The 24,778-nt window shown below is 67.3% G+C and carries 21 protein-coding genes and 1 tRNA gene; 14 read left to right on the top strand and 8 right to left on the bottom strand.

What is annotated here, in order from left to right:
• Positions 1 to 94: 94 nt before the first annotated feature.
• Genes ACT3CF_RS10955 through ACT3CF_RS10945 form a run of 3 tightly spaced genes read left to right on the top strand, consistent with a single transcriptional unit; the run spans position 95 to position 1,486 of the window.
• Positions 95 to 397 (top strand): DUF7940 domain-containing protein, encoded by a 303-nt coding sequence (locus tag ACT3CF_RS10955; RefSeq protein ID WP_478422646.1) that lies wholly within the window; start codon positions 95 to 97, stop codon positions 395 to 397.
• Entirely contained in the window at positions 390 to 971 is a 582-nt protein-coding gene (locus ACT3CF_RS10950) for a glycoside hydrolase family protein (protein WP_478422645.1), read from the top strand. Before ACT3CF_RS10955 ends, ACT3CF_RS10950 begins: the two co-directional genes overlap by 8 nt.
• Entirely contained in the window at positions 968 to 1,486 is a 519-nt protein-coding gene (locus ACT3CF_RS10945; protein ID WP_478422644.1) for a hypothetical protein, read from the top strand. The genes ACT3CF_RS10950 and ACT3CF_RS10945 overlap by 4 nt, the downstream gene beginning before the upstream one ends.
• Position 1,487: 1 nt before the next feature.
• On the opposite strand, the gene ACT3CF_RS10940 is transcribed toward ACT3CF_RS10945, so the two are convergent.
• On the bottom strand, positions 1,488 to 2,453 hold the full coding sequence (locus ACT3CF_RS10940) for a DNA adenine methylase (protein WP_478422642.1): 966 nt from the start codon (positions 2,451 to 2,453) through the stop codon (positions 1,488 to 1,490).
• 43 nt (positions 2,454 to 2,496) lie between these two features.
• On the bottom strand, positions 2,497 to 3,792 hold the full coding sequence (locus ACT3CF_RS10935) for a hypothetical protein (protein ID WP_478422640.1): 1,296 nt from the start codon (positions 3,790 to 3,792) through the stop codon (positions 2,497 to 2,499).
• Positions 3,793 to 4,295: 503 nt separating this feature from the next.
• Here ACT3CF_RS10935 and ACT3CF_RS10930 point away from each other — a divergent pair.
• Positions 4,296 to 4,372, top strand: a tRNA-Pro gene (locus tag ACT3CF_RS10930).
• A gap of 318 nt (positions 4,373 to 4,690) precedes the next feature.
• On the opposite strand, the gene ACT3CF_RS10925 is transcribed toward ACT3CF_RS10930, so the two are convergent.
• Positions 4,691 to 5,815, bottom strand: a complete 1,125-nt coding sequence (locus ACT3CF_RS10925; RefSeq protein WP_478422638.1) for a fatty acid desaturase family protein — start codon at positions 5,813 to 5,815, stop codon at positions 4,691 to 4,693.
• Between the two features lie 268 nt (positions 5,816 to 6,083).
• Between ACT3CF_RS10925 and otsB the strand changes: the two genes are divergently transcribed.
• The 3 genes from otsB to ACT3CF_RS10910 are packed head-to-tail and all read left to right on the top strand — an operon-like array spanning position 6,084 to position 10,077.
• Positions 6,084 to 6,857: a trehalose-phosphatase gene (gene otsB, locus ACT3CF_RS10920; RefSeq protein ID WP_478422832.1), complete on the top strand. Its 774-nt coding sequence runs from the start codon at positions 6,084 to 6,086 to the stop codon at positions 6,855 to 6,857.
• Positions 6,854 to 8,635 (top strand): glycoside hydrolase family 15 protein, encoded by a 1,782-nt coding sequence (locus ACT3CF_RS10915; protein ID WP_478422636.1) that lies wholly within the window; start codon positions 6,854 to 6,856, stop codon positions 8,633 to 8,635. The genes otsB and ACT3CF_RS10915 overlap by 4 nt, the downstream gene beginning before the upstream one ends.
• Positions 8,632 to 10,077 (top strand): alpha,alpha-trehalose-phosphate synthase (UDP-forming), encoded by a 1,446-nt coding sequence (locus ACT3CF_RS10910; protein ID WP_478422635.1) that lies wholly within the window; start codon positions 8,632 to 8,634, stop codon positions 10,075 to 10,077. The genes ACT3CF_RS10915 and ACT3CF_RS10910 overlap by 4 nt, the downstream gene beginning before the upstream one ends.
• Positions 10,078 to 10,188: 111 nt before the next feature.
• On the opposite strand, the gene ACT3CF_RS10905 is transcribed toward ACT3CF_RS10910, so the two are convergent.
• Positions 10,189 to 10,422 (bottom strand): hypothetical protein, encoded by a 234-nt coding sequence (locus ACT3CF_RS10905; RefSeq protein WP_478422633.1) that lies wholly within the window; start codon positions 10,420 to 10,422, stop codon positions 10,189 to 10,191.
• Between the two features lie 181 nt (positions 10,423 to 10,603).
• Complete coding sequence (locus ACT3CF_RS10900; RefSeq protein ID WP_478422632.1) at positions 10,604 to 11,995, bottom strand: M20/M25/M40 family metallo-hydrolase; 1,392 nt, start codon at positions 11,993 to 11,995, stop codon at positions 10,604 to 10,606.
• A 241-nt stretch (positions 11,996 to 12,236) separates the two neighbouring features.
• On the opposite strand from ACT3CF_RS10900, the gene ettA reads away from it, so the two are divergent.
• Positions 12,237 to 13,916, top strand: a complete 1,680-nt coding sequence (gene ettA, locus ACT3CF_RS10895) for an energy-dependent translational throttle protein EttA (RefSeq protein WP_478422630.1) — start codon at positions 12,237 to 12,239, stop codon at positions 13,914 to 13,916.
• Positions 13,917 to 14,022: 106 nt separating this feature from the next.
• Positions 14,023 to 14,706: a DUF3108 domain-containing protein gene (locus ACT3CF_RS10890; protein WP_478422628.1), complete on the top strand. Its 684-nt coding sequence runs from the start codon at positions 14,023 to 14,025 to the stop codon at positions 14,704 to 14,706.
• 22 nt (positions 14,707 to 14,728) lie between these two features.
• Here the strand turns inward: ACT3CF_RS10890 and ACT3CF_RS10885 are convergent, their stop codons facing one another.
• The 3 genes from ACT3CF_RS10885 to ACT3CF_RS10875 form a co-directional block, all read right to left on the bottom strand.
• On the bottom strand, positions 14,729 to 15,007 hold the full coding sequence (locus ACT3CF_RS10885; protein WP_478422627.1) for an acylphosphatase: 279 nt from the start codon (positions 15,005 to 15,007) through the stop codon (positions 14,729 to 14,731).
• Positions 15,008 to 15,126: 119 nt separating this feature from the next.
• Complete coding sequence (gene greB, locus ACT3CF_RS10880; protein ID WP_478422625.1) at positions 15,127 to 15,603, bottom strand: transcription elongation factor GreB; 477 nt, start codon at positions 15,601 to 15,603, stop codon at positions 15,127 to 15,129.
• A 51-nt stretch (positions 15,604 to 15,654) separates the two neighbouring features.
• Entirely contained in the window at positions 15,655 to 17,709 is a 2,055-nt protein-coding gene (locus ACT3CF_RS10875; protein ID WP_478422623.1) for a lytic transglycosylase domain-containing protein, read from the bottom strand.
• Between the two features lie 70 nt (positions 17,710 to 17,779).
• Between ACT3CF_RS10875 and dapA the strand changes: the two genes are divergently transcribed.
• The 5 genes from dapA (at position 17,780) to ACT3CF_RS10850 (ending at position 24,720) form a co-directional block, all read left to right on the top strand.
• Positions 17,780 to 18,661 carry a 4-hydroxy-tetrahydrodipicolinate synthase gene (gene dapA / locus ACT3CF_RS10870; RefSeq protein WP_478422621.1) on the top strand — a complete coding sequence of 294 codons (882 nt, stop codon included), beginning with the start codon at positions 17,780 to 17,782 and terminating at the stop codon, positions 18,659 to 18,661.
• A gap of 250 nt (positions 18,662 to 18,911) precedes the next feature.
• On the top strand, positions 18,912 to 21,260 hold the full coding sequence (locus ACT3CF_RS10865; protein ID WP_478422619.1) for a TonB-dependent receptor: 2,349 nt from the start codon (positions 18,912 to 18,914) through the stop codon (positions 21,258 to 21,260).
• 203 nt (positions 21,261 to 21,463) lie between these two features.
• Positions 21,464 to 21,943 carry an SsrA-binding protein SmpB gene (gene smpB / locus ACT3CF_RS10860; protein WP_478422617.1) on the top strand — a complete coding sequence of 160 codons (480 nt, stop codon included), beginning with the start codon at positions 21,464 to 21,466 and terminating at the stop codon, positions 21,941 to 21,943.
• A 1-nt stretch (position 21,944) separates the two neighbouring features.
• Positions 21,945 to 22,580: a DUF2062 domain-containing protein gene (locus ACT3CF_RS10855; protein WP_478422615.1), complete on the top strand. Its 636-nt coding sequence runs from the start codon at positions 21,945 to 21,947 to the stop codon at positions 22,578 to 22,580.
• 58 nt (positions 22,581 to 22,638) lie between these two features.
• Entirely contained in the window at positions 22,639 to 24,720 is a 2,082-nt protein-coding gene (locus ACT3CF_RS10850; RefSeq protein WP_478422614.1) for a M13 family metallopeptidase, read from the top strand.
• The last annotated feature ends 58 nt before the right edge of the window (positions 24,721 to 24,778 follow it).

The following is a 24,778-nucleotide window of genomic DNA, read 5'->3' as shown; positions in this document are numbered from 1 at the left end:
GGTGCTGATCGCGGCGATCCTCGTCGCGATCGAGCCGGCGTGGCGCGATCATCACGACCGGCGCGGCTGAGCCGCACAACCCGAAAGGACACAGATGACCATCAACGACTGGCTGCGCCGCGCGCGCAGTTGGGCGGGCGGGCGCGTGCGCGCGCTGACCGCCTGTTTCGACCGGCATTTCGTCTCCGGCTGGCGCCATGCCTGGCGCTGGGCGTCGGTGCGCCTGGCCGTGCTGGCGGGCGGGATCGCGTCCGCGCTGGCGGCGTCGCCCGACCTCGCAGTGCAGATATATGCCGCGCTCCCCGCCGAGGTGCGCGCGACCCTGCCCGTGTGGCTGGCAGTGGTCATCACGGCGGCGCCGATCGTTGCCCGGCTGTGGAGGTCGCCCCGTGGCTGAGCCTGATCGCGCGCCGCGGCGGCGAACGCTTGCGAGCATCATCGGGGCGGGCGCCGCCGCCCTCGTCCTCACACTGATCCCGCTCGAAGAGAGCGGGCGCACCGTCAAGGTCGCGATTGACCCGGTCACGACCGAGGCGAGCATCACGCATCTGAGCGGGCCGCAATATCTGCGCGTCTACAAGGATATCGTGGGGGTCGCGACCGCGTGCGACGGGCTGACGCGCGGCATGCGGATGGGCATGACGTTCAGCCCGGCGCATTGCGACCGGCTGCTCGAAACCGAACTGGTGGCAACCGCGACGGCGATCCGGTCCTGTTCGCCCGGGTTGTTCGATGGCCGGCACGACGGGCCGCTCGCCGCGTCGATCCTGCTCGCGCACAATATCGGCGCGCCGGGGTTCTGCGGGTCGACCGCGAACCGGCTGTTCATGGCGGGGAAGGTGCGCGAGGGATGCGACGCGTTTCTCGCCTGGGACAAGTTCACGCGGAACGGTCGGAAAGAACGGCTGAAGGCGCTCGCCGACCGCCGGCAGCGCGAGCGGGCACTGTGCCTGCGCGGGGCGGTCCGATGATCCCCGTCGCCTGGCTGCGCGACCATTGGCGCGGCCTCGCCCTCGCCGCGCTGCTCGCCGTACTGGCGGGGGGCTGGACGCTTGCCGCCAGCGATGCCCGCCACTGGCGGCTTACCGCTGAAAATGCCGAGGCGCGCCGGATCGCCCAGGAGGCATCCACCCGCGCCGCGACTGAAACTGCCCGCCGCCTCGACGCCGAGCGTGCTGCCCGCGTCCATGCCGAACAAGCGGCTATTGCCGAAAGGAATCGAAATGCGCTCGAAGCTCAGCTCGCCGACGCGCGCGCTCGCACCGCTGATTATGCTCGCCGGATGCGGATCGCCACGACCGCAGCCGATCCCCGTCGTGGCGGAACAGCGGCAGTGCCCGCCGCTGCCGACGCCGCCCGCCCTGCTGACGCGGCCGCTGACGGCGCCGTCGTGGCTCGCGCCGACCTCGACCGATGCTCGGATGCCTGGGTCATCGCCCGGGGCTGGCAGGCCTGGTGGGCCGAAGTGAGCCGCGTCGAACGCTGACCTAGCGCGCGTCCCTCTGCATTCGCTCGCGCTGCTCGCGGTCGTATCGGCGGCACTCGCGTTCGGACAGTGCGTGGTGCAGCTGCTCGCCCACTCGGCGAGCGCGGGTCGCAGCGGGGAGCTTCAATCCTTTGGACGCGATCAGAAGCTCGGTGCCCACTCGCTTTTCCTGAAGGGTATAATTCACGTCGAACGAGAATTGACGACGCGAGGCGTACAGGCTGCGAATTTGCGGGGTGTCGTCATACGTGACAATCCACGGCTTAGCGATCTTCAAAACCTGCTCGGCGACCGCTGCGTGATCATCAGGCCGGTAGTGACTGCTGTAGAGGCCTGGGCCTTTCTTGTAATAGGGGGGGTCCACGAACAACATAGAACGGTCAGGTAGGTCGTTGCAGCGTTCCATGAAAGGAATGGCGTCCAAATTGGTCAAAGTAATCCGATCCGCGTAGCGCTTCACCCTCTTGATCCGTCTCACGAGGTCATCTGAATTGAAGCGGCAATCCATCTTATAATTGCCGGTCTGGTCGAGCCCTCCTATGACGCCGCCGCCCTTGATTATACCCGACCTGTTTGTTCGGTTCAGGAAGAATGTAGAAAAGCCCAACGTCAGGGGGTCGCTTGCATCCTGCCGCCGGTTAATCTCCCGTTGCCTCTCCCACTCTGGGACCGTCAGCGCAGCGGCTTCTACCATTCGAACGAAGTCGTCTGTCTCATGCAATACGCAATGCCAGAAGGCGTGAACGGCTGGGTCGAGGTCATTGATGTGGATTTCAGCGACGAAGCCGCCATACAGCAGCGACAATGCCAAGCCGCAGCCGCCCGCATAGGGTTCGGCATAGTGTCCTCGGTCCAAGCGATTGAGCCGCAGGATGTCTGCCGTGAGATCCAGCAGGCACCCTTTGCCACCCGGATATCGCAGCGGAGAAACCGCTTTCGTCATCGCTCGCCCACCCGTTCGCGCCATGGAAGGTGCTTCCATAGCGAGCCCATTCATGTTCGGCCAGACCTTACGATTTTCCTGCGATTGCCTTCTCGATGCATTTCAGCAGCACGTCCTTCAGCGCGATCATATCGTTGTTGAGCTGGTCGCCGTTCAGCGTGAGCGCGACTGGGTGATGCTTGGTGATATTGCCGTATTCCGAGATTCGTTGAAGCGCGCTTCTCAGCGCCCGGGTGTCCCCTGATACTCCAAGCTCGTTGTTGATCCGCTGCCTACTCAAGAAATCGTAAAAGCTGGTGTTGTCGGCTCGGCCGACGCAGGCTGTTAGGGACTCGAACAATGCCCACGCACCGATGCAAACGAGCGGCGTGTGATCTTCCAGCGTCACCGACGTGATCGAATAATAGAGGCTCTGAAGCTTTCCGTTTCCATAGTCCTTAAGAGCTGCAGCGATTTCGCCGTCGTGCTCGATTGTCAAAGCGTGCTTCGGCTTCTTGGGCTTCTTGCTCGGCGAGCGCTTGACTGGCTGGGTTGCCGCGAGGGGCTCGGAGGGGACGCGATCATTCGAGACGCCCTCGGTTGAACTCAAGGCCCGCGCGTAGTCTTGAATACTGTCCTTGTTCATACGCGAGGTCACAGCTTTGCCGTCCACGAGATCGGTGACGAACCGTTTCACTAGAGAGTCGAAATCGGCCTTTGGACGCGTCCGGTTAAGCTCTTCATCGTTATTGGTGTCCAACCCGAGGTTTTCGCGAAAGATTGGATTGGACAAGAAGCGCTGCGCGGTAGTGAGCTTCCCCTCTCTCTGCTCCCTGGTGAGCATTCCCTGCGATTCAGCATAATCGAGCAGCATCTGAGCGACGCGGTTCTTGTTGCCGCCCCAAAAGCGCTGCTTCTGTTCGGGGTTCCAGCTTCGCCGGCCGATACCGCCTTGTGGACCGCTGTGTACTCGATCGAGCCAAATGCGAACGTCTTCGAGAGAAGCGAAGGCCGCGGCAGGTACGGCTGAGATTGGGCTCCACCCATCCGCCAGCTTCTCAAATGACTTCCGAATAGCGGACGGGGCGAGGTCTGGATCGTTCAGAAGCTTAAGCGCGCAAATCCGTCGATTGCCCTCAGCTACGAGGTATGTGCCACCGCCTTTCCCGCCGCGCCGCTTCCCATCGATGGGAACCATAGCGAACCGTTCAAGCGGGCTGAGCCCGTGTTTTACGATATCGCGTGCTAGGGGAAGAACGTCTTCATCTTCGCAGAGCTTCGCGATAGCCTCTGCCTCTGACCTAACCGGCTCGTGGCGAGGGTTATCCAGTTGCAGGAAGATCTTGCTCAAGGGCACTGCGTCTAAAAAGGTGTATTCTGCCACTGTCCCCCCCAATCCTTAAGATCGAAGTGGTAACACAGGTTATCTCAACAGCAAGCAGGGGAAAATCGTCCAAGCTGTCACGCAGCTTTGTGTTTTGCGGTCGATTTCTAAGCTTTTGAAGGGAAACGGAACTTTTCGCCGGTGTTTTGCAGCGAAAGCCGCAGAAATCCTCGCTTCATGCCAGCTTGGGAAGCTTCTGCTCTACCATTGAGCTACACCCGCAAAGCGGTGGAAGGCCGAGCGGTTCAGCGAGCTGTTCCCGGCGTCGATTCGCAAGCTAGCTGGACCGGGAGCGGGCCGCTTCGTGCGACCCGCGATTCGCACTTGCTCTGCCCCCCAAACCGGTTAGACAAAATTCTCCGGCCCCAAAGGGAATTTGGGGAGAAGTTGGGGAGGGTGGACAAGCTAAGTGTTTGTAAAAGCCCGCTTGCCGTTTTCCTGCCGGGCCCACCAGCATCGAGGACTTGTCGCCGGCGCCGCGAGCGCCTAGGGGCCCGAGTTGTCGGGGAGTAGCGCAGTCTGGTAGCGCATCTGGTTTGGGACCAGAGGGTCGCAGGTTCGAATCCTGTCTCCCCGACCATTTTTCCCAAGCACTTAGCCGGATAGCCTTTGGCGCGGTTTACGCGCGGTTTACGGCATGGCGCGGATCGAGGGGGGCTGCAAGCCGCTCATTTCCCCTCGTGTTCCAGCCTCTCAATCATGACCCGACCGTCAAACGCCTGTTCCTTCGCCGCTGTGGCGGCTGCCGCGCGCCTGGTGCTTCGGCGCGAGCCGGAGGCGAGCGGGGTGGGATGGAGCGGCGCGTCCCGGTGTGGGCCGGCGTTTGCCCTGAAAACGATCCGCGCCGCGCTCCCGGGGGTGGGAGGCGGCGCGGCGGGTCGTTGTTGGGCGAGGGGGATCAGCCGGTGCGGTGGGCGGGTTCGCGGATCATGCGGATCAGCAGCCAGGTGATGCCGCGATAATTGGCGCCGTGATAGGCCGAGCGCGCGCCGAGCGTCGTCGACAGGCGGCGATGCGCCTCTTCGAGCGCGTGATAGGGCATGTTCGGCAGCAGGTGGTGGAGCGCGTGATAGCGCAGCCCCACCGGCGCCCACAGCAGCGGCAGGATGCCCGGCGGGGGCACGTTGACCGAATCGAGATACTGGGCGGTGATCGTCATCGTCTCGCCCTCGCTCTCCCACACATGCGCGACGAGCGTGCGTACCTGGTTGAGCAGCGCGACGCCCGACAGCGTGCCGAGATAGAAGAGATAGGCGCGCAGCGGCACCGTGCCCGCGACGGTGAGCGCGAACAGCCCGATCGTCCACACGCTCGTCGCGACTTCCTGGACCAGCCAGTCGCGGCGGAAGCTGCCGGTCGGCGCCGGACGCTTGAACTCCATGTTGATTTCGAGCGCCGAGCAGCTTTCGACCACGAAACGGCGCAGCGGCGGGATGACGAACGAAAGCGGCCCGAGCACGCCGAAGCGCAGCAGCAGCGCCACCGGCGCGAGGACCGAGATGAGCAGGAACACCGGCAGCGACCACGGGCTCATCCGCGCGAGCGCGAGATATTCCGGATCCTCGGGCGTGCCGTATTTGGTGCGCAGATGGTGGACGTTGTGGACGCCTTCATAAAGGAAGGACGGCACCATCATCGGGATGCCGAGCACGAGGTTCCACGCGATGCGGAACCCCGGCAGCGCGCCGCTGCGCAGATGCGTCAGTTCGTGGATGAACAGCGCGGCGCGATAGAGCGCGAGGATCGCGACGACGACCGCCGCCGCAGTGACGAGCGGATGGACGCCGGCGATCGCGAGCGCGAGCGCGCCATAGCCGAGCCCCGCCGACAGGAAGAAGTCGGGCCAGTAGAAGCGGGCGAGCGGCTTGCCGAGTTCGCGCTGGAGCGCAGCGGCGGCCTGAAGCATCGCGCGGTCTTCGCCCCGGGCGACGTCCCAGCCGCCCGTCTGAGACGCAGCGGCACCGCCGGCGCCCCCGGCGCCGATATCGATCTGCGCCTCTAGCGCCATGATCTGCCTTTCCAATTCGTTATCCTTCGCTCTTCGACCCGTAAGCTGTGGACGGCGTTGACCCTTATCAAGGGCGGATTGCGGCCGTCGGCGCGGGCGAAACCCGCCCTGTCGCCCGATCCGGGCGCCGCCGACGCCATGCCGGGCCTGCGCGCGAAGGGCAACCATCCCCCGGCCCGCGCGTTCGCACTTGCAGCAGGGGGCAGTCCGCCCCTGAACCCAGAGATCGGCAAAGACGCGGCACTTTTGTGGCAGCGATGCGCGGAGGAACGATTTGTTGGACGTGGCAGGCGCAGGCGCGGGCGAGCATCCCGGCGCCCCGCCCGAACTGGAGATCGAGACGTCGAGCCTGTTCCTGGACTTCGACGGCACGCTGGTGGAACTGGCCGACCGGCCCGACCGCGTCGCAGTCGACGCCGCGCTGTGCGCGCTCATGGCGGCGGCGGCGCGGCGGCTGGACGGGCGGCTGGCGGTGGTGAGCGGCCGCCCGGCGGACGAGATCGCGCGGCTGTTCGGCGCGAACGGCGCGCCGGCCGATTTCGTGATCGTCGGCAGTCACGGGCTGGAACTGCGCCGCCCCGGCGGGCGGATCGATGCGCCCGCGCGGCCGCCGGCGGTCGACGCGGTGCGCGCGGCGATGGTGGATTTTGCCGCGGCGCATGACGGCGTGCTGCTGGAGGACAAGCCGCTGGGGGCGGCGCTGCATTACCGCATGGTCCCCGCGATCGAGGGCGAGGCAGTGGCGCTGGCGCGCGGGCTGGCGGCGCGCCACGGGCTGCATTTCCAGCCGGGCAAGATGATGGCCGAGGTTCGCGCGACGGGCGCCGACAAGGGCGCGGCGATCGCGGCGCTGGCGGGCGAGGCGCCGTTTGCGGGCACGCGGCCGGTGTTCCTGGGCGACGACCTGACCGACGAGCCGGGCTTCGTCGCGGCGGCGGCGGCGGGCGGTTACGGCGTGCTGGTGGGGCCGGCGCGGGCAAGCGCGGCGCGATACCGGCTGGCATCGGTGGCGGCGACGCGCACCTGGCTGAACGCGGCGATGGCGGCGGCGGCATGAGCGGGCTCGACCTGTGGCCGATCGGCAATTGCCAGGTGAGCGCGCTGATCGACCGCGCGGGCCGGTTCGTGTGGGGATGCGTGCCGCGCGTCGACGGCGACCCGCTGTTCTCGGCGTTGCTGGGCGGCGAGGCGCCCGAGGGCGGCTATTGGGCGATCGAACTGGAGGACGGCGCCGCGATCGAGCAATCCTATCGCCACAATACGCCGATCCTGGTGACGCGTGCGAGCGATGCCGCGGGCAACGCGATCGAGATCATCGATTTCTGTCCCTATTTCCGCCGGCTGGGCCGTACCTATCGCCCCGTCGCGTTCGCCCGGATCGTGCGGCCGGTGCAGGGCAGCCCGCGCATTCGCGTGCGGTTGCGCCCGACCTGCGGCTGGGGCGCCGAATGTTCGCGCTGGATCGGCGGATCGAACCATCTGCGTTACCAGACCGATGCGATGACGTTGCGGCTGACCACCGATGCGCCGGTCGGCTATGTCCATGAGGAGCGCAGCTTCCGCGTCGAGCGGCCGCTGCATTTCTTCCTCGGCCCCGACGAAAGCTTTTCGGGCGACCTGGCCGAGACGCTGGGCGCGATGCTCGCCAACACCGCCGCCGAATGGCAGGAATGGGTGCGCGGGCTGGCGATCCCGCTGGAATGGCAGTCGGTCGTGATCCGTGCGGCGATCACGCTCAAGCTGTGCCAGCACGAGGAGACGGGCGCGATCGTCGCCGCGCTGACGACGTCGATCCCCGAACATGCGGGGTCGCAGCGCAACTGGGACTATCGCTATTGCTGGATCCGCGACGCCTATTACACCGTGCAGGCGCTCAACCGGCTGGGCGCGCTCGACGTGCTCGAGGGCTATCTCGGCTATCTCCGCAACATCGTCGACCAGGCGCGCGGCGGGCATATCCAGCCGCTCTATGGCGTGCTGGGCGAGGCGCGGCTGGAGGAACGGCAGGCGCCCGCGCTGGCCGGATATCGCGGCATGGGGCCGGTGCGCGTCGGCAACCAGGCCTATGAACAGGTCCAGCACGACGCCTATGGCCAGATCGTCCTTTCGAACGTGCAGGCGTTCTTTGACGAAAGGCTGTTCCGTCGCGCGACGATCGAGGATTTCGAGGCGCTGGAACGCGTGGGCGAGCGCGCCTGGGCCAACCATGACCAGCCCGATGCGGGACTGTGGGAGCTGCGCACGCGGCAGAGCGTCCACACCTATTCGTCGGCGATGTGCTGGGCGGCGTGCGACCGGCTGGCGAATGCGGCCGGGGTGCTGGGCCTCGACGCGCGGCAGCGTTTCTGGGCCGACCGCGCGGCGACGATCCGCGAGCGCATCGAGACCGCGGCATGGCGCGAGCCGACGCAGCGGCTTTCGGCGACCTTTGCCGGCGACGACCTCGACGCCAGCCTGATCCAGCTGCTCGACCTGCGCTTTCTGGCGCCCGACGATCCGCGCTTCGTCGGCACGCTGGCGGCGGTGGAGGCGGGGTTGCGACGCGGATCGCACATGCTGCGCTATGCCACCGAGGACGATTTCGGGCTGCCCGAGACGGCGTTCAACGTCTGTACCTTCTGGCTGATCGAGGCGCTGCACGCGACCGGGCGCGGCGAGGATGCGCGCGCGCTGTTCGAGGAGATGCTGACGCGCCGCACCGCCGCGGGGCTGCTTTCCGAGGATATCGACCCGGCGACGGGCGAGCTGTGGGGCAACTATCCCCAGACCTATTCGCTGGTGGGCATGATCAATTGCGCCGTGCTGCTGAGCAAACCATGGAGTTCGATCCGTTGAACCGTCTGATCGTCATTTCGAACCGTGTCGCCCAGCCCCAGGCCGCCCATTCGGGGGCACAGGGCGGGCTTGCCGTCGCGCTGGCCGCGGCATTGAGCGAATTCGGCGGCATCTGGTTCGGATGGTCGGGCGAGCAGACCGACAGCTTCACCGGGCAGGTCAACCTGCAGCGCGGCGAGGGCTATACGACCGCGACGGTGGACCTGGAGGAACAGGACATCGACGAATATTACAACGGCTATGCCAACCGGACGCTGTGGCCGCTGTTCCATTACCGCATCGACCTGGCCGAATATGAGCGCGGCTTTGCCGGGGGATATCAGCGCGTCAACGATCGCTTTGCCGACACGGTGCGGCCGCTGATCGAGGCCGACGACGCGATCTGGGTGCAGGATTACCACATGATCCCGCTGGGCGAGGCGCTGCGCCGGCGCGGTTGCGACAACCGCATCGGCTTTTTCCTGCACACGCCCTGGCCGCCGCGCCGGCTGCTCGCGACGCTGCCCGAGGCGCGCGAGCTGGTCGAGACGCTGTTCGCCTATGACGTGATCGGTTTTCACACCGAGGAATGGCTCCAGTCGTTCATCGACTTCGCGCGGCTGGAAATGGGCGCCGAGACCGGCGAGGACGGCACGATCCGCTATCGCGGCCGTGACGTGCGCGCGATCGTCTGCCCGATCGGGATCGACGCGGCCGAGTTCCAGGCGCTGGCGGACAGCGACGCGGCGCGGCAGAGCTGTGCCGCGATGCAGGCGAGCGCGGGCGGGCGGGCGATGATCGTCGGCGTCGACCGGCTCGATTATTCGAAGGGGCTCGAGGAGCGTTTCCTCGGCTATGAGCGCTTCCTGCTGGCGCATCCCGAGACGCGCAAGGAAGTGTTCCTGCTCCAGATCGCGCCGCCGTCGCGCGCGTCGGTCGAGACCTACCAGCGCATCCGCAACACGCTGGAGGGGCTGGCGGGCAGGATCAACGGCGCGCACGCCGACCTCGACTGGGTGCCGATCCGATACGTCAACCAGGGCTATCCGCGCGACGTGCTGGCGGGGGTGTATCGCGCGAGCCGGATCGGGCTGGTGACGCCGTTGCGCGACGGGATGAATCTGGTCGCCAAGGAATATGTCGCGGCGCAGGATCCCGAAGATCCGGGCGTGCTGATCCTGTCGCGCTTTGCGGGGGCGGCGGAGCAGCTGCGCGAGGCGGTGCTCGTCAATCCCTATAGCGCCGAGGAGCTGTCCGACGCGATCCTGCAGGCGCTGCGGATGCCGCGGGCGGAGCGGGTGCGGCGCTGGCGGGCGATGATGGAGAATGTCACGCGCGAGGATGTGCTGTGGTGGCGCCGCCGCTTTACCGACGCGCTGATCGGCAAGGCGCCGCCTGCGGGTGCGGCGGACGGGGCGGATGCGGCGGTGCCGACCCCCGTGCCGACCGACGCCGCGGCCTGAGCGCCGCCTGACCGTCGCCGGACGGTTGGGCCGGATACGAAAAAGGGCGCCCCGGTCGGGACGCCCCAATTCGTGTCGTCAGGCCGCGCGCCGAGGCGCGCGGCGCGGCGATCAGTGCGCGTTCGCTTCCGCGGCGTCGGCGACGTTCTGCTGCGCGTCGGCAGCGTTCTCGAGCGCGTTTTCGGCAGCCGGGGTGGTCGCGTTGTCGGCAGCCGCCTCATAGAGCGCCGCATTGGCTTCGGCGTTGTCGGCGACGTTTTCGGCGACGGTGTTCGTCTGCGAACCACCGCAAGCCGCGAGCGACATCAGGCCGGCAGCAGCAGCAACAATGAGGATCTTCTTCATTCGGGTTGCTCCCAATGGAAACTTCAAAAGGTTTCGCGCCCGGCCCGTTGCCAGTGCGAAGCTGCTGAAATAGCGCCACTGACACGAAGGTCAATCACAAAAATGCCGCACAATGGCACATTTGCCTTTTTTCCGCCCCAATTCGGGGCGGGCGACGCGGACGCCGCCGCCCCGAAGCGCATCATTCGCCGCCGCCGGGCTTGACCGGGCCGATCGCCTCGGGCGCGTTCGCGACGACCGCGAGCATCGCCGTCCACGCGGCGACATTCTGGCGAAGCTGCACCGGGTCGATCTTGTCGAGCGTGTCGTCGGGCGTGTGGTGATAGTCGAAATAGCGCAGCCCGTCCTGTGCGAGATCGACCGCCGCGACACCGGTGCGGATCGTCGGGCCGACATCGGCACCGCCGTGCGCCGGTTCGCGCGTGCGCGAGATGCCGATCGGGCCGAGCGCGGCCGCGAGCCGGTCGCCGATCGCCTCGGCCCCCGCAGGCAGCGTCGTCGAGAACTTCCACACCCGGTCGGCGCCGAAATCGGATTCGGCGGCAAGGACATGACGGTCGCCTGCATGCGCCTTTTGATAGGCATCGCCGCCGAACGCGCCGACTTCCTCGGCGCCGAACCAGACGACGCGGATCGTGCGGCGCGGCCGGCCGGCATCCATGATCCGCTTGGCCGCGGCGGTGGTGATCGCGACGCCCGCGGCATCGTCGATCGCGCCGGTGCCGAGATCCCAGCTGTCGAGATGGCCGCCGATCAGGACGATCCCCGCCGACGGATCGGTGCCGGGGACTTCGGCGACGACATTGCCCGATTCCGCCTCACCCTTGAATTCGGGCGTGACGAGCATGCGGATGCGCACGCTGCCGCGCTTGAGCAGGCGTTCGAGCTGGTCGGCATCGGGGCCGGACAGCGCGGCGGCGGCGATCGGCTTCTGGTCCTTGGCCCAGCCGGTGACGCCGGTGTGCGGGTTGCGATGATGGTCGGTGCCGATCGAGCGGATCAGCACCGCGGCCGCCCCCTTGGTCGCCGCGATGCTGGGCCCCGCACGCCGCGCGGCGCCGTAGAAGCCGTAATGCGACCCGTCCTGCGTGGCGGTCATCGCGTTGCCGATATAGACGATCTTGCCCTTCACCGCGTCGGCGGAGGCGGCGACGAGATCGGCGAAGGTGGGGAAATAGGCGATTTCGGCCTCGACCCCGCGCGGGCCGGTCGACCCCGAATAGCCGAGCGCGGCGATCGCCAGCTTTTGCGACGCCGCGCCGACGACCTCGGCCTTTTCCTCACCCCGCACCCAGAGCGGCATGCGGTAGGTTTCGATATGGACGTTGCTGAAGCCGAGTGCGGTCAGCTTCCTGACGGCCCAGGCGCGCGCGCGCGCCTCTGCCTCGGTCGCGGCGAGACGCTGCCCCACCTCGGTCGTGAGACCTTCGACGACATCCCAGGCGATCCGGTCTTCGTTGAGCGCGGCATCGCGCAGTGCGGCGGCATCATGGCCGGTCTGGGCGAAAGCGGGGAAGGAGAGGGGGAGGGCGATGGCGGCGGCGGCGGCCGCGAGCAGGAGGCGCTTGTTCATGCTGCGGATGCTAACCGTCGGCGAAACGATTGCAATGGGTTTGGCGGTGAAATTGCCATTTCGTTGCGCGACGGGCGGCGTGGCCGCCGGCGAGAGCCCACCGCGCGGCCGCGCCGTTGTGGGACATCCGGGCCGGTGCGCGCGGCAGGCCCCGGCGGGCTGCGTTGCCAAGCGGCGGCCGCATCGCTACATGCCGGGCAACCTTCCTGCATTCCGAATTTCGCAACGGAGATCCGCCACCGTGGCCGCGCAATACGCCTTCGTCATGAAGGACATGACCAAGACCTTCCCCGGCGCCCCCAAGCCGGTGCTGAACAACATCAACCTGCAATTCTATCAGGGTGCCAAGATCGGCATCGTCGGCCCGAACGGCGCCGGCAAGTCGACGCTGATGAAGATCATGGCGGGCATCGACAAGGATTTCTCGGGCGAGGCCTGGCCGGGCGAGAACATCACCGTCGGCTATCTGCCGCAGGAGCCGCAGCTCGACCCGAACAAGAACGTGCTCGAGAACGTCAAGGACGGCGCGCGCGAAGTGGCCGACATGGTCGATCGCTTCAACGCCATCTCGGCCGAGATGGGCGATCCCAAGGACGACACCGATTTCGACGCGCTGATGGAGGAGATGGGCGACCTTCAGGCCAAGATCGACGCGGTCGACGGCTGGACGCTCGACAACCAGCTCGAAGTCGCGATGGAAGCGCTGCGCTGCCCGCCGTCGGACTGGTCGGTCGAGAACCTGTCGGGCGGTGAAAAGCGCCGCATCGCGCTCACGCGGCTGCTGATCCAGAAGCCGTCGATCCTGCTGCTCGACGAGCCGACCAACCACCTCGACGCCGAGAGCGTCCGCTGGCTGGAAAACCACCTGAAGGAATATGCGGGCGCGGTGCTGATGATCACCCACGACCGCTATTTCCTCGACAATGTCGTCGGCTGGATCCTCGAGATCGACCGCGGCAAGTATTTCCCGTACGAGGGTAACTACTCGACCTATCTGGAAAAGAAGGCCAAGCGCCTCGAGCAGGAGGACCGCGAGGCCACCGGCCGCCAGAAGGCGATCAAGGACGAGCTCGAGTGGATCCGGCAGGGCGCCAAGGCCCGCCAGACCAAGTCGAAGGCCCGTATCAAGAAGTTCGAGGAACTGGTCGCCAGCCAGGAAAATCGCACGCCGGGCAAGGCCCAGATCGTCATCCAGGTGCCCGAGCGCCTGGGCGGCAAGGTGATCGAGGCCAAGAACATCTCGAAGGCCTATGGCGACAAGCTGCTGTTCGAGAACCTCTCGTTCATGCTGCCGCCGGGCGGCATCGTCGGCGTGATCGGGCCGAACGGCGCGGGCAAGTCGACGCTGTTCAAGATCATCACCGGCCAGGAAACCCCCGATTCGGGCGAGATCGAGATCGGTTCGACCGTGCGTCTCGGCTATGTCGACCAGAGCCGCGATCACCTCGACGACAGCAAGAACGTCTGGGAGGAAATCTCGGACGGGCTCGACTACATGAAGGTCAACGGCCACGACATGTCGACGCGTGCCTATGTCGGCGCGTTCAACTTCAAGGGCCAGGACCAGCAGAAGAACGTCGGCAAGCTGTCGGGCGGTGAGCGCAACCGCGTCAACATCGCCAAGATGCTGAAGCGCGGCGGCAACGTGCTGCTGCTCGACGAGCCGACCAACGACCTCGACGTCGAAACGCTGGGCGCGCTGGAAGAGGCGATCGAGAACTTCGCGGGCTGCGCCGTGGTCATCAGCCACGACCGCTTCTTCCTCGACCGTCTTGCGACGCACATCCTCGCGTTCGAAGGCAACAGCCATGTCGAATGGTTCGAGGGCAATTTCGAAGCGTATGAGGAGGACAAGCGCCGTCGTCTGGGCGACGCCGCCGATCGTCCGACCGCGCTGGCGTACAAGAAGCTGACGCGCTGATCGCCGCAAGCATCGCGGCCGGGCGCAAGCTGACGTCCGGCCGCGGGCTTGCCGATGGTGTATTGCCCATATAGAACGGCTGCATTCCCCCGTGGAGGCGCAACCGATGCTGAACCTGATGCTGATGCTCGCCCTGCAGGGCGCCCCCGCGATCGCGGATGTCGCGGTGCCGGATGGTTCGAAGCTCCGTGCGGGCAGCGCCTGCTACGCGATCGAGCGCAACGGCAAGCCGATCGGCAAGACGTGGCAGCGGGTTCGTCCCGCAATGGAGGGCGACGCGCCGGTATGGGACGTGATCGTCCACCAGCGGGTCGACGACGGTCGCTTCGACATGCGCGACCATTTCGTGCTTCGGCGCGCCGATTTGACGCCGATCCGCATGGACAGTCGCCGCAACGGCGTCGAGCATGTCCGCGTCCGGTATGACGGCGACGCCATCGAAGTGTCGCGCCCCGGACAGGAAACCAGTCGCTTCCGCTCGTCCGGCAAGCTGTGGGACGGCAACCTCTGGGGCCTTACTTTCGCCGCGCTCCCCTTGGCCGAAGGGCGCACCTACTCGGTTCCCTTCTTTCAGTACGACAAGGGAATGGGGCGGTTCGCGCTCAAGGTGGCCGGCACCGTCCAGGTGGACGGTCGCGCGGCGTGGCAAGTCGACGTCGAAGCCGGCGGGGGCGAAGGGCGGACCGTGCGCTACCTGATCGGCAAGAATCCGCCCGACGAACTCGGCACCGAGAGCCCGATGTTCGGCCAGCGTCTCGGCGGCGATTGCGGCGCGCTGATCGAGCCCTGAACCCGGGGGCAGGGCGCCGCAGTCAGGCGGTGAAGCGTTTGGTGAAGCCCTTGGGCTGCTTCTCGTCGTCGGCGGCGACGGTTTCGACCTGGGCGACCTGCGCGCGCGCCGGTCCCTCGCGACATGCGGCGACCAGCGCCTCGATCGCGTCGTCGCTGCCGGCGGCGAGGATCTCGACGCGCCCGTCGCGCAGGTTGCGTACCCATCCGGTGACCCCGCCGCGCTGCGCGGTGCGCACCACCCAGTCACGATAGCCGACGCCCTGAACCGCGCCGCTGACGAAAATTCGCTTGGTTGTCATTCTTTCCACGCTTTACCGGCCCCGCCGGGGGGCAGCCCCGGCTTTAGCATGTGCGCCGGTCCGTCGCGGACGGGCGCGATGCGGCCTGCCGCATCCTGTGCACCCTTCGGGCGATATTGTCAGGGATATTCGATCGCGACGACTTCATATTCGCGTTCGCCGCCGGGAAGCTGGACGCGGCGCAGGTCGCCGAGCCCGGCGCCGCGCAGCGCGCGTGCGATCGGGGCGTTCCAGCCGACGCGGCCGGTCGCGGCATCCGCCTCGTCATCGCCCACCAGCGTGAGTGTGCGCTGATTGTCATCCTCGTCGGCGATGGTCACGGTGGCGCCGAAGAACACGCGCGAGCGATCCTCCTGCCGCGCCGGGTCGACGACCTTGGCCGCCTTCATCCGCCGGGCGAGCCAGCCCAGCCGCCGGTCGATCTCGCGCAGCCGCTTGCGCCCATAGATATAGTCGCCGTTTTCCGAACGGTCGCCGTTGCCCGCCGCCCAGGCGATCGTCTCGACGAGCTGCGGGCGCTCGTCGGCGAACAGCCGGTCATATTCGGCCTTGAGCGCGGCATAGCCCGCCGGGGTGATATAGTTGGGACGATCCATGCGCCCTCTATAGCGGCGCCGGCGCGGGCGTCATCACCCGCGCCCGCCTGCCTAGCCCGGATTGTTCTTGCCCAGATACCAGCTGAGATTGGCCGGCCCGCGGCTGCGCGCGCGATCGGGGTTGATGAGGTCGTAGACGACCGCATTCTCGAGCACGCGCTGGACATAGTTCTTGGTCTCGAAGAACGGGATCTGTTCGACCCAGCGCAGCACGTCGCCGCCGGGCAGGCGCGGGTCGCCGAAGGCGGCGATCCATTTGTTCACGTTGCCCGGCCCGGCATTATAGGCGGCGATCGCCAGCGGGTAGCTGCCGTAGAGGCCGAACATCCGCTGGAAATAGGTCGAGCCGAGCTGGATGTTGTAATCGGTGTCGTCGGTGAGCGAGCCCGCGTCATAGTTGAGCCCCAGCCGCAGCGCCGTGTCGCGTGCCGTGCCCGGCATCAGCTGCATCAGCCCGCGCGCGCCGGCGTGGCTGACCGCGGTGCGATCGAACTGGCTTTCCTGGCGCGCGATCGCATGGATGATCGTCCAGTAATCGCGCTGCGATTCGGGCACGTGCACCGCGGGATAGCCCGCGAGCGTATAGTCGGAGAGGCCGTTCTGGCGCGCGCTGCGCCCCACCATCACGCCCAGATCGGGGCGGCCGATCGTCTGCGAAAGCTCGGCGGCGAGCGCATGGTCGCTGTCGGTCTGGGCATCCTGTGCGATCTGGCGGATGAAGAGGCTCTGCGTCGGCCGATCGCCCAGCTTGCCGAGCAACTGTGCGGCGCGCACCGTCTCGCGCGCGAAGAAGGCGGCGCGTGCCGCGGCGGCGGTGCCTGCCGTCCCGAGCTGGGGCGGGCCGGCGAGCGGACGGCCAAGGCGTTCGGTCGCGAGCTGACCATAATAGAGATCGGGAAAGCCCGCGGCGCGGCGGTAATAATCCTGCGCGAGCGCGCTGTTGCCCGCCGCTTCGGCCGCGCGACCGGCCCAATAGAGCCCCTTGGACTGCGTTTGCGGCGTCTTCGATCCGTGCGAATAGCGGTCGAACATGCCGATCGCATCGCCGGGACGGCCTAGATTGTAGAAGGCGACGGTGCCCGCGGTCCAGGTGAGCGTGGTATAGTCGTCGCGCTCGCCGAGCGGTTGCGCGGTGATGTCGGTCCCCGCCGGAAAGACATCGTCGACACGCGACGCGATGCGCCAGGCGAGCGCATATTGACCGTCGGCGATCGCGCCGCGCGCGCCCGCGAGCAGCACTTCGAGCCACGCCTCGGCATCGGCGGGCGCCGATTCGAGCGCGGGGCGGTTGGCGAGCCAGTCGCGCATCGCCGCGCTCTGGCCGGTATTGCGCAGCCAGGTGGCGCGATCGGCGATGAAGCCCGGATCGGCGCGAGCGAGCGCGAGCACGGCGCTGCCGCGGGCATCGGCATCGGCGGCGCGCGTGCGATAGGCGATGCGCGCGTCGAAGATCGGCCGCCGATCGGGCGAGACCAGCGCGAGCTGGCGCCCGGCCGCCGCCAGCGCATTCTGCCACAACAGCCGGTCCATCCGCGCGTCATGGTCGGCGGGCGTGAGCGCGGGGAGGAAGGCGGAGAGGATGCGCGATTCGTCGCGCGCGCGCAGCAGCCCCGCGCGCCAGGCGAGGCGGACCTGCGCATAGGCGCGCGGCGTATCGCCCGACGCCATCAGCGCCTCGGCCAGCCGGATGCGGCCGGCGGGGGTGCGCGGCGGAAAGCGTTCGAAGAAGCGCAGCACGAGCGCGGGCGCCCAGGTACCCGAATCGAGCACCGTCTCCGCCGCCGCGCGACGGCTGGTCTCGCCGGGCCAGCCCGGATGCGCGAGCAGGAAGTTGGCATATTCGGCAAACGGCCAGTTGTCCGACTGTTGCAGCCGCTTCCATTCGGCGACGACGCCCGAAAGCGCCATTTCCGCTCCGGTCAGCGGCGGCGGGGCAGGCGGGAGCGGCTGGACGATCGGCTGGGCAGGGCCCATCGGCACGCCCTGGCCGCCTGCGGCGGTGCCGGGGGTCGCGGGCGACATCTGCGCCTGCGTCGCCGGCGCCGAGGCGCACAGGCCCGATGCGCAAGTCGCGAGAAGCACGGATTTCGCCAGGGGTCGCAGCATGCTGGACATGATACGGAATGACGCCCTATCTGCCAGTCCGAATTGATGCACAGAGAGAGTTTTGCGGCCGATGTTTTCCGGATCGATCCCGGCGCTGGTGACGCCGTTCCGTAACGGCGTGTTCGCGGAGGACGCGTTTCGCGCGCTGGTCGAATGGCAGATCGAGGAGGGCTCCGCCGCGCTCGTCCCCTGCGGGACGACGGGCGAGGCCGCGACGATGCCCAAGGACGAGCATTTCGAGGTCGTGCGCATCTGCGTCGATCAGGCGCGCGGGCGCGTTCCCGTGCTGGCGGGTGCCGGATCGAACGATACCCGCGTCGCGATCGACAACGTCAAGGCCGCGCACGATGCCGGTGCCGATGCGGTGCTGATGGTGCCGCCCTATTACAACCGGCCGAACCAGGAGGGCATTTTCCGCCATTTCGCGGCGATCGCCGAGGCGGCGCCGCTGCCGGTGGTGCTCTATAACGTCCCCGGCCGCACGGTGACCGATATCCAGCCGGCGACGATGGCACGGATCGTCAAGGCCTATCCCGAGGTCTTCATCGGCGTGAAGGATGCAACGGGCGCGCTTGCCCGCGTCTCCGAACAGCGCGCGGGGTGCGGCGCCGGCTTCATCCAGCTTTCGGGCAACGACGAGACCGCGCTTGCGTTCAACGCGATGGGCGGGGTGGGGTGCGTTTCGGTGAGCGCCAATGTCGCACCGCGGCTGTGCGCCGATTTCCAGGCGGCTTGGGCGGTGCGCGATTTCGATCGCGCGCTGGCGCTGCACGACCGGCTCTATCCGCTCCATGTCGCGATGTTCACCGACGCCTCGCCGGGGCCGGTGAAATATGCGCTGTCGCGCGTGCGGCCCGACTTTCCGGCCGAGCTGCGCCTGCCGATGGTGGCGGCGAACGAGGCGAGTCGCGCCGCGGTCGACGCCGCGCTGGCGCATGCGGGGCTGATCTGAACCCGGATCGCCGTCGATTGTGCAGCGCGCAACCGGGCGTGCGCAATCGGCAGGCGATGGCGCGGCTTTTGCCACAATTGGTCGCCTCGCCCCGCCGCAACGGTCACACGAAGTTCACAATCGCGGCCTAGCGGCGCGGCCAGCGGGGTTCGAGCCCCGCACGGACGCGACGTCGCAGCACCTCCGCCGCCGGGCGGGGGCGACTGCGCGCGCCCCTGATGTGCAACGAAAACCGTAAAGCGGGGAAAACATGAAATTCAATCTGGCCAAGCGTGCGCTTCTGGCGGGCGCGGCGATCAGTGCAGGGCTGATCGGCACCGCGGCGCAGGCGCAGACCAATGCGCCGGCGGCATCGACCCAGGACGAAGGCCTTGGCGAAATCGTCGTCACCGCGCAGCGCCGCGAGGAGAAGCTGGTCGACGTGCCGGTTTCGGTCGGCGTCATCAAGAGCGACCAGCTGCGCGAGTTCCAGGCGGCGGGCGACGACACGCTGGCGCTTTCGGGCCGCGTTCCCGGCCTGTACGCCGAGACGACCACGGGGCGCATCTTCCCCCGCTATTACATCCGCGGGCTGGGCAATATCGACTTCTACCTGGGCGCATCGCAGCCCGTGTCGATCATCCAGGACGATGTCGTGCTCGAGCATGTCGTGCTGAAGTCGAACCCGGTCTATGACGTCGACAAGGTCGAGGTGCTGCGCGGGCCGCAGGGTTCGCTGTTCGGCCGCAACACCACCGCCGGCATCATCAAGTTCGACACGATCCGTCCGAGCAACGATTTCAACGGCCGCGCGTCGGCGTCGATCGGCTCCTATGGCACGCGCACGCTCGACGCGGGCATGGGCGGCGCGATCATCGACGACCTGCTGTCGTTCCGCGTGTCGGGGCTGTACCAGCATCGCAACGACTGGGTCGCCAACGCCTATACCGGCACCTCGTTCGACGGCACCGAAGGCGGGCACACCCGCGCGATGGGCGGCTATGACGAGCGCGACCTGCGCCTCCAGCTTCGCCTGACGCCGACCGACCGGCTGACGATCGACCTGTCGGGCCATGGCCGCTGGTATTCGGGCAGCTCGACGATCTTCCATCGCGCCGCGCTCAAGAAGGGCTCGAACAGCGTCGATGCCGAGCCGCGCGACACCGTCTTCTATGACGAGGGCAAGAACAACCCGCAGGCCTATGACACCTATGGCACGTCGCTGCGCGTCGCCTATGACCTGGGCGGTGCGGTGCTGACGTCGATCTCGGCATGGGAATCGACCTCGGGCTACAGCCGCGGCGACACCGACGGCGGTGCGGCGACGCTCTATCCGGTCAACGGCACGCCCAACGGCTATGGCCTGTCGCAGGGCAATGTCCGCAATCTCGACCAGTTCTCGCAGGAACTGCGGCTGGCGAGCCCGGGCACGGGCAAGTTCAACTGGCAGTTCGGCGGCTTCTATTTCGATTCGCGCGACACCACCGACTTCTACCAGCGCCGCTATTTCCTGACCGCGCCGTTCAGCCCGAGCAACGCGCAGAGCAACAACCCGTACAACTGGGTGCGTCTGCGCAACGCCAACACCTCGTGGGCGGTGTTCGGCCAGGCGAGCTATGAGGTGCTGCCGAACTTCACGATCACCGCCGGCGCGCGCGTGACCGAGGACGAGAAGCAGACCCGCCTGCTCAAGACCGCCGACGCTCCCGATCCCGCGACCAACTATACGACGCCGAAGGTCAGCTATGCCGGCCGTCGCTATGTCCGGCTGGACGACACCAAGGTCAGCTGGGATGTCAGCGCGCTGTACAAGCTGAACCCCGACGTCAGCCTGTACGCCCGCGTGGCGCGCGGCTTCCGCGGTCCGACGATCCAGGGCCGTTCGGCGGTGTTCGGCTCCGACTTCACCACCGCCGATTCGGAAACGATCCTGTCGTGGGAAGGCGGCCTGAAGAGCGCGTTCTTCAACAACCGCGTCCGCTTCAACCTGACGGGCTTTGCCTATACGGTCGACAACATCCAGCTGAACGCCAATGACGAGAACGGCAACGGCGTGCTGCTGAACGCCGACAAGGCCAAGGCCTATGGCATGGAAGCCGAGCTCGAGCTGCACCCGCTGCGCAACCTGGCGCTGTCGGCCGGCTTCAGCGCGATCCATACCGAGATCCAGGACAAGGCCGCGCTGGCGCAGGTCTGTGCGCTCAACGGCGTGGTGGTTTGCACCGTCGACAACCCGACGGTGACGATCGCGGGCAAGGGCGTGTTCGCCAAGATCGACGGCAACCCGCTGCCCAACGCGCCCGAATACAACCTGAACCTGGCGGCGCGTTACGACCTGCCGGTCTCGAACGGCGGCAAGTTCTTTGTTTCGACCGACTGGAACCTCCAGGGCTATACGAGCTTCGTGCTCTACAAGACCAAGGAGTTCACCTCGAACGGCAACTTCGAAGGCGGCCTGAAGGTCGGCTATGAAGCGCCGGGCGGGGCGTGGGAGCTTGCGGCGTTTGCCCGCAACATCACCAACGAGAAGAACCTCAAGGGCGTGATCGAGAACTATATGGCTGCGGTGTTCAACGACCCGCGGATCATCGGCGTCTCGTTCGGCGGTCGTTTCCGCTGATCGACCGCGCGCTGCCGGACCCGTCCGCGGGGCCGGCGCGTGACCGATGACACGATCGCACGAGGGCCCGACGGTGTTCGCATCGCCGGGCCCTTTTGCGTCCGCCTTGCCCCCCGCAGGGCGGGCGTGCGGGACGCGTTCGCGCAGCCGATCGCGCGCGGGCGCTTCCCTTTGGCGGCCGGCGTGCCTAAATGCGCCGTTCCATGGCACGTCCCCGTCCTCCCTCCGAAAAGCTGAAGACTGTCGCCGAGAACCGGCGCGCGCGCTTCGATTACTTCATCGAGACCACCTATGAGGCCGGCATCGCGCTGACCGGCACCGAGGTGAAGTCGCTGCGTTTCGGCGAGGGGTCGATCGCCGAGGCCTATGCCGAGGTGCGCGACGGGCAGGTGTGGCTGGTCAACGCCAACATCCCCGAATTCAGCCATGGCAACCGCTTCAATCACGAGCCCAAGCGGCCGCGCAAGCTGCTGCTCCACGAGCGCGAGATCAACAAGCTGCATGGTGCCGTTGCGCGCGAAGGCATGACGCTGGTGCCGCTTTCCATCTATTTTAACGGGAAGGGCCGCGCCAAGGTGGAACTGGCGCTGGCAAAGGGCAAGAAGGCGCATGACAAGCGCGACACGATCAAGGAACGCGACTGGAAGCGCGAGCAATCGCGCCTCCTGCGCGACCGCGGCTGAGATGCCGCGCGGGCGGTTCGCGCGCTGGTTCCACAAGGTCGCGCCGACGCGCGATTCGCTAGAGTCGAACCGCTGGCTGCGGCCCTTTGCGCAGCGGATGATGCATTCGGCGCTGTGGCGCTTCACCCGCCGATCGGTGCCGCGCGGCGTCGCATTGGGGATGGTGACGGGCATTCTGGTGCCGATGGGGCAGATCCCGGCCTCGGCGCTGCTCGCGCTGCCGTTCCGCGCGAACATCCCGGCGGCGGCGGCGACGACCTTTTTCACCAATCCGCTGACCACCCCGCCGCTATGGATTGCCGCCTATTGGATCGGCAGCCGGATGCTCGGCACGCCCGCCGCCCATGCCGCCGAGGCGGCCCAGACCGGCATGGCGGGAATGGCGCAGGCGACGGGCGCATGGCTGTATCACCAGGGCGGCCCGGCGCTGCTGACCGGGTTGCTGACGCTGACGCTGGTGCTGAGCCTGATCGGCTATTTCGGATCGGCGATGGCGTGGCGTATCTGGATCGCACGTCGCTGGCGCCGTCGCCAGGCCGAACGCCGCGCCACTGCAGCGCTGACGGCGGGCATGGTTCCTGCGCCGGCGGGCGGCGCGGTGCGTCCGGACGTGCGGGAGCATCGGCAGGACGATTGACGCGGCGTATCAGTGGGGTAAGACGGCGCATCGCTCAATTCCCCGAGGTCATGCGAATATGCGTCTCTCGTTGCTTGCCACCACCATCCTCGCCGCGCCGGTGCTGCTGACCGGCTGCGCCCATGAGCAGGGCAGCGCGCCCGCCGCGCCGGCCGAAGCCCCCGTCGCGACCCCGACGCCGACCCCCGAGCCCGCGCCCAAGCCCGAGCTCGGCACCTTCGGCTTCGACACGGCGGGCATGGACAAGACGATCGCCCCGGGCGACGATTTCTATGCCTATGCCAACGGCAACTGGGCGCGCACGACGCAGATCCCCGCCGACAAGTCGAATTACGGCATGTTCACCGTGCTCGACGACCGTTCGCGCGAGCGGACGCGCGGTATCCTCGACGCGGCGAAGGACGATCCCAATTCGAAGATCGGCGTCGCCTATTCGACCTATCTCGACCAGGCCGCGATCGACGCCAAGGGACTGGCGCCGGCCAAGGCGTGGATCGACCGGATCAAGGCGGTGACGAGCAAGGCGGCGCTTGCCGACCTGTTCGCCGACGCGGCGCGCAACGGCGTGTCGGTGCCCTTCGCGGTCTATGTCGGGCAGGACGACAAGGAGCCCGAGGTTTACGCGCTGAACCTGTCGCAGGCCGGGCTCGGCATGCCCGATCGCGATTACTATCTGTCGAACGACGCCAAGCTGGCCGAGACGCGCGCCGCCTATGAGCGCCACGTCGCCAAGATGTTCGAGCTGGCGGGCGAGCCCAATGCCGCGGCGCGCGCCAAGGCGCTGGTGGCGTTCGAGACGCAGATCGCCAAGGCCCACTGGACGCGGATCGAGAGCCGCGACGCCAACAAGACGTACAACAAGATGACGCTCGCCGCGCTCGCCAAGGCGGCGCCGGGCTTTGACTTCGCCGGCTATTTCAAGGCGCTGGGCGCGACCAAGGCGAGCTATGTCATCGTCGCGCAGCCGAGCGCGGTCGCCGGGATCGCCAAGCTGATGCAGCAGGCGCCGGTGGGGGTCATCAAGGACCAGTTGCTGCTGCGCACGCTCGACAACTTTGCCGACGTGCTGCCGTCGAGCTTCGACAAGGAGCGCTTCGCCTTTTACGGCACCGTGCTGTCGGGCACCCCGCAGCAGGAGGAGCGCTGGAAGCGCGCGGTCGATTTCACCACCGGCGCGCTGAGCGACGACGTCAGCAAGGTCTATGTCGCGCAGTATTTCCCGCCCGCGACCAAGAAGGCGGCCGACCAGCTCGTCAAGAACGTGATCGCGGCGATGGATCGTCGCATCGACGCGCTCGACTGGATGGCGCCCGAGACCAAGGTGAAGGCGCACCAGAAGCTGGCCGCGTTCACGCCCAAGATCGGCTATCCGGACCGCTGGCACGACTATTCGAACCTGTCGATCGTGGCGGGCGATGCGTTCGGCAACAATCTGCGCGCGAACAACTGGCAGTTCGAGGACAATTTCTCGAAGCTCGGCTCGCCGTTGCGTCGCTGGGAATGGGGGATGACCCCGATGACGGTGAACGCCTATGCCAATTTCGGCATGGTCGAGATCGTCTTCCCGGCCGCGATCCTGCAGCCGCCGTTCTTTGATCCCAATGCCGATCCGGCGGTGAACTATGGCGGCATTGGCGCGGTGATCGGCCACGAGCTGAGCCACCACTTCGACGACCAGGGCGCCAAGTACAACGCCGAAGGTCGCCTGACCGACTGGTGGACGCCCGCCGACGTCAAGTCGTTCAAGGCGCGCACCGACGCGCTGGTGGCGCAGTATGACAAGTACGAGCCGCTGCCGGGCCTGCACGTCAAGGGTGCGCTGACGCTGGGCGAGAATGTTGCCGACCTCGCGGGCCTGACGGTCGCCTATGACGCGTATAAGGCGTCGCTGGGCGGCAAGGAAGCGCCGGTGATCGACGGCACCACCGCCGACCAGCGCTTCTACCTGGGCTGGGCGCAGGTGTGGCGCCGCAATTATCGCGAGGCGAACCTGCGCCAGCGGCTGCTGACCGACCCGCACTCGCCGTCGGAACAGCGCGCTTGGGTCGTGCGCAACCTCGACCCCTGGTACGGTGCCTTCGCGCCGGCGCCGACGTCGAAGCTGTATCTGGCGCCCGCCGATCGCGTGCGGATCTGGTAAGCCGGGCGGCGATCTGCCGAAACGGGCGGGGGGTGCGGCGTCACTCCCCGCTTGACCC

The sequence above is a fragment of the Sphingomonas chlorellae genome (genome assembly GCF_056485145.1).
The sequence above is the reverse complement of the archived record's forward strand: the minus strand, read 5'-3'. Positions and strand labels throughout refer to the sequence as shown.